Genomic DNA, 4,543 nt, shown 5'->3' on the forward strand with positions numbered 1-4,543 from the left:
TGCTCGCGACGTTGGGCGTGGTCACGTGGATCTTCGGCGAGGGGCATCTCGAGGGCGTCCTGAACTTCACCTCGACCGGAGGAATCGAGACCTACGTGGCGGTCATCATCGTGGCGTTCGGGTTCGGCCTCGCGATGGACTACGAGGTGTTCCTGCTGTCCCGGGTCAAGGAGTACGTCGACGCCGGCGAGCCCAACGACGCGGCCGTGCGCAAGGGCCTGCAGCGCTCCGGGCGCATCATCACCTCGGCGGCCGCGGTGATCGTGCTGGTCTTCATGGGCTTCGCCCTGGGCGACCTGCTGATGATCAAGGAGGTGGGTGTGGGCCTGGCCTTCGCCGTGTTCCTCGACGCCACCGTGGTGCGCCTGCTGCTGGTGCCCGCCACCATGACACTGCTCGGCGAATGGAACTGGTGGGCGCCTGCGCCGCTGCGCAGGCTCCACCGGCGCATCGGCATGCATCACTGACCCTCGCACCCGCCACGCGCGGGCGCTACTTCTGGGCGTCCTCCGGCGTGGCATCCACGCCGGCCTCCTTGCGCTGCTCCGGGGTGATGCGCGCGGGCGCCTGCGTCAGGGGGTCGTAGCCGCCGCCGGACTTGGGGAACGCGATGACGTCGCGGATGGAGTCCGCGCGGGCCAGCAGCGCCGTCACGCGGTCCCAGCCGAGCGCGATTCCACCGTGCGGCGGGGCGCCGAAGGCGAAGGCGTCGAGCAGGAATCCGAACTTCTCCTGCGCCTCCTCCTCGCCGATGCCCATGACCTGGAACACGCGCTCCTGAACGTCCTGGCGGTGGATACGGATGGAGCCGCCGCCGATCTCGTTGCCGTTGCAGACGATGTCGTAGGCGTAGGCGAGCGCCTCGCCGGGCGCGCGCTCGAAGGTGTCGAGGAACTCGGGCTTGGGGCTGGTGAAGGCGTGATGGACGGCCGTCCAGCCGCTGGACCCGAGCGCCACGTCGTCATCGTCCGAATCCACGGCCTTGAACAGCGGCGCGTCCACCACCCACACGAACTCGAAGCGGTCCTCATCGATGAGCCCGACCCGGCGCGCGATCTCGCCGCGTGCCGCGCCCAGCAGGGCCCGCGACGGTGCCGCCTTGCCGGCCGCGAAGAAGATGCAGTCGCCCGGGTTCGCGCCCACGGCCTCCGCCAGGCCCGCGAGCTCGGTCTCGGACAGGTTCTTGGCGACCGGCCCGCCCAGCGTGCCGTCCTCCTGGACCAGCACATAGGCGAGGCCCTTGGCCCCACGCTGCTTGGCCCAGTCCTGCCACGCATCGAGCGTCTTGCGGGGCTGGGACGCGCCGCCGGGCATGACCACGGCGCCCACGTAGTCCGCCTGGAACACGCGGAACGGCGTCTCGCCGAAGTACTCCGTGAGCTCGGTGAGCTCGAGGCCGAACCGCAGGTCCGGCTTGTCGGTGCCGAACCGCGCCATCGCGTCGGCGTAGGTGAGGCGCGGGATCGGCAGCGGCACCTCGTAGCCGATGAGCGCCCACAGCTCCTTGACCAGCTCCTCGCCCACCGCGATCACGTCGTCCTGCTCGACGAAGCTCATCTCGATGTCGAGCTGCGTGAACTCGGGCTGACGGTCCGCCCGGAAGTCCTCGTCGCGGTAGCAGCGCGCGATCTGGTAGTACCGCTCCATGCCCGCCACCATGAGCAGCTGCTTGAACAACTGCGGCGACTGCGGCAGCGCGTACCAGGAGCCGGGCGCCAACCGCGCGGGGACCAGGAAGTCGCGCGCCCCCTCGGGCGTCGAGCGCGTCAGGGTGGGGGTCTCGATCTCGAGGAAGTCATGGCGCTCGAGCACGCGCCGTGCCGCCTGGTTGACCTTCGACCGCAGCACCAGGTTGGCGCGCGGCTGGGGGCGGCGCAGGTCCAGGTAGCGGTGCTTGAGTCGCGCCTCCTCGCCCACGTTGACGTGGTCGTCGATGGGGAACGGCGTGGGAGCGGACTCGTTGAGGATGGTCACGCCGTGGACGTCGACCTCGATCTCGCCCGACGGCAGGTTCGGGTTGGCGGAGCCCGCGGGACGCAGCCGCACCTCCCCCGTCACCTGGATCACGTACTCGGTCCGCAGCGCGTGCGCGATCTCCTCACGGATGACCAGCTGGGCGAAGCCCGAGGCGTCCCGCAGGTCGATGAACGCGACTCCGCCGTGATCGCGGCGCCGCCCCACCCAGCCGGCGAGGGTGACGGTGGCGCCCGCGTCGGCGGCGCGCAGGTTTCCAGCGAGATGCGTGCGGAGCAAGACAAGGCCTTTCGTACGCGCGGGTCGCGCGCGGGTTCGGTGAGGAGCGGATTTCAGTCTAGCCGCGGACGATGCGCGGTTTCAGGTCCTCCGCCGGGGGCGCCCAGGAGTCCGCATCGGCGGGCACCTGGTCGCCCGAACGGATGTCCTTCACCTCGCCATCCGCGAGCTCGGCGCTCTCGGTGGCGGGGAACCACACGAACGGGATGCCGCGACGGTCCGCGTACTGGATCTGCTTGCCGAACTTCGCGGCGTTGGGCGACACCTCGCACGCGATCCCGCGGGCGCGGAGCCGGTCCGCGATCGCCGTCGACACGCCACGGTGGCGCTCGTCCGTCACCGCGACCAGCACGGCCGAGGGCACCGCCCGCGAGGCGCTGACGAGGCCGGCGCCCAGCATGCGGCTGATGAGGCGGCTCACGCCGATCGAGAGCCCCACGCCCGGGAATCCTCCCCCCGCGACCAGCGAGTCGTACCTGCCGCCCGAGCAGATCGAGCCCAGGTCCTCGTGGCCGTCGAGCACCGTCTCGTACACGGCGCCCGTGTAGTAGTCGAGGCCGCGCGCGATCCGGAGGTCCGCGACGGCGGTCTCGGGCACCGCGGCGTTCACCGCGTCCACCAGCGCCGCGAGGGAACGGGCGCCGCGGTCGAACTCGGCCCGCGCATCGTCCGCCCCCTCGACCACCGGCGAGTGGTCCCACAGGGCCTCCACCAGGTCGAGGAAGGAGCCGTCCGGGGTCTGGATCGCGGCGAGCTCGAGAATCGCGTCCGCGGCGCCGGCCGAAACACCTTTGGCGTGAAGCTCGTCCCGCACGCCGCCCGCCCCGATCTTGTCGAGCTTGTCGACCGAGCGCAGTGCGCCCGCCACATCCTCGATCCCCACGCCGCGATAGAAGCCCTCGACCAGCGCGCGGTTGTTGAGGTGCATGCGCGCGGGCGGCAGCGGCAGCGCGGCCAGCGCCCTCGCCATCACGATCGCGACCTCCGCCTCGAGGTGCTCGGGAAGCTGATCGCGTCCGACCACGTCGATGTCCGCCTGGTAGAACTCGCGGAACCGACCCTCCTGCGGGCGCTCCCCCCGCCACACCTTCTGGATCTGATAGCGACGGAACGGGAACTGGAGGCGGCCCTGGTTCTCCTCGACGTAGCGCGCGAACGGCACGGTGAGGTCGAAGTGCAGACCTAGCTTGGCCTCCTTGCGCTCCTCCTCGGCGAGGCGCCCCAGGGTGTAGATCTCCTTCGACGCCTCGGAGTCCCCCGCCAGGCGCTCCACCGGCTCCACGGAGCGGGTCTCGATCTCACCGAATCCGTGGAGAGCGAAGACCTCCCGGAGCGTGTCGAGCACGTGCACCTCCACGAGGCGCTCCTGCGGTGACCATTCGGGGAAGCCGGAGAGGGGTTGCACACGAGCCATGCGGCCATTGTTCCGCATCGCCCGCCCGTACACTGACGTGGCACATTTCACGCACGGAGAAGGATCGATGAGCACCAAGAAGCAGGCGAAGTCGCAGGCGAGCAAGCGCCAGCACGCATACGAGGCCAAGATCGCCACCAAGCAGCAGCGGCGCGATCGGATCATCCGGATCACCGCGATCGTGGTCGCCGCCGGGCTGCTCCTAGGTGGCGGCCTCGCGGTGCTGCTCATCGCCCTGAACGAGAATCGCTCGTCCGCTGCCACGGAACCGACCTTGCCCGGGGCGGACGTGGCGCTCGAGCCCGGCTGGGCGTCCTCCGCCGCGCCGCCGGACCCGTCGTATGCCGAGAACCGCGCGTGGACCGCCACCATCTCCACCACTCAGGGCGACCTGGTGGCGGAGCTCGACGGCGCCGCGGCACCGCAGGCCGTCGCCAGCTTCGTGGCGCTGGCCGAGGACGGCTACTTCGACAACACCGACTGCCACCGGATCACCACCGCCGGCATCTACGTGCTGCAGTGCGGGGACCCCACGGGCACCGGCACGGGCGGACCCGGCTATCGGTTCGGCCCCGTCGAGAACGCGCCCGCGGACGGCGTCTACCCGGCCGGCACCATCGCGATGGCGCGCGTAGGCGGCGACGGCGAGTCGATGGGCAGCCAGTTCTTCATCGTCTACCAGGAGTCCACCATCCCGGCCGATGCGGCGGGCGGCTACACCGTGCTCGGTCGCCTCGTTGACGGGACCGATATGGTGGGGCGTGTTGCCGAAGCAGGCACCATCACCGGGGACACCGACGGTCGCCCGGCGCTGTCCGTCATCGTGAACGAGGTATCCGTCTCATGACCGAGTCGCCCGACGCCCCCCAGGCGCCG

Annotated in this window: 4 protein-coding genes; 2 read left to right on the forward strand and 2 right to left on the reverse strand. The window is 70.7% G+C overall.

Features of this window, described 5'->3' with window-relative positions:
• The coding region (locus Q0L54_RS10540; RefSeq protein WP_296667928.1) for an MMPL family transporter at positions 1-467 on the forward strand (467 nt) is incomplete at its 5' end.
• A 25-nt stretch (positions 468-492) separates the two neighbouring features.
• On the opposite strand, the gene aspS is transcribed toward Q0L54_RS10540, so the two are convergent.
• Positions 493-2,253, reverse strand: coding sequence for an aspartate--tRNA ligase (gene aspS, locus Q0L54_RS10545; RefSeq protein WP_296667929.1), 1,761 nt, complete (start codon positions 2,251-2,253; stop codon positions 493-495).
• Positions 2,254-2,311: 58 nt separating this feature from the next.
• On the reverse strand, positions 2,312-3,667 hold the full coding sequence (gene hisS, locus Q0L54_RS10550; protein ID WP_296667930.1) for a histidine--tRNA ligase: 1,356 nt from the start codon (positions 3,665-3,667) through the stop codon (positions 2,312-2,314).
• Positions 3,668-3,734: 67 nt separating this feature from the next.
• Here hisS and Q0L54_RS10555 point away from each other — a divergent pair, with 67 nt between their 5' ends.
• Positions 3,735-4,514 carry a peptidylprolyl isomerase gene (locus Q0L54_RS10555; RefSeq protein WP_296667931.1) on the forward strand — a complete coding sequence of 260 codons (780 nt, stop codon included), beginning with the start codon at positions 3,735-3,737 and terminating at the stop codon, positions 4,512-4,514.
• Positions 4,515-4,543: the final 29 nt, after the last annotated feature.

The sequence above is a fragment of the Demequina sp. genome, assembly GCF_024642165.1.
Taxonomy (GTDB): domain Bacteria; phylum Actinomycetota; class Actinomycetes; order Actinomycetales; family Demequinaceae; genus Demequina.

Excerpts from the sequence above, each read along its gene's own strand:
- hisS (WP_296667930.1), bottom strand. The coding sequence starts at position 3,667 with ATGGCTCGTGTGCAACCCCTCTCCGGCTTCCCCGAATGGTCACCGCAG.
- Q0L54_RS10555 (WP_296667931.1), top strand. The coding sequence starts at position 3,735 with ATGAGCACCAAGAAGCAGGCGAAGTCGCAGGCGAGCAAGCGCCAGCAC.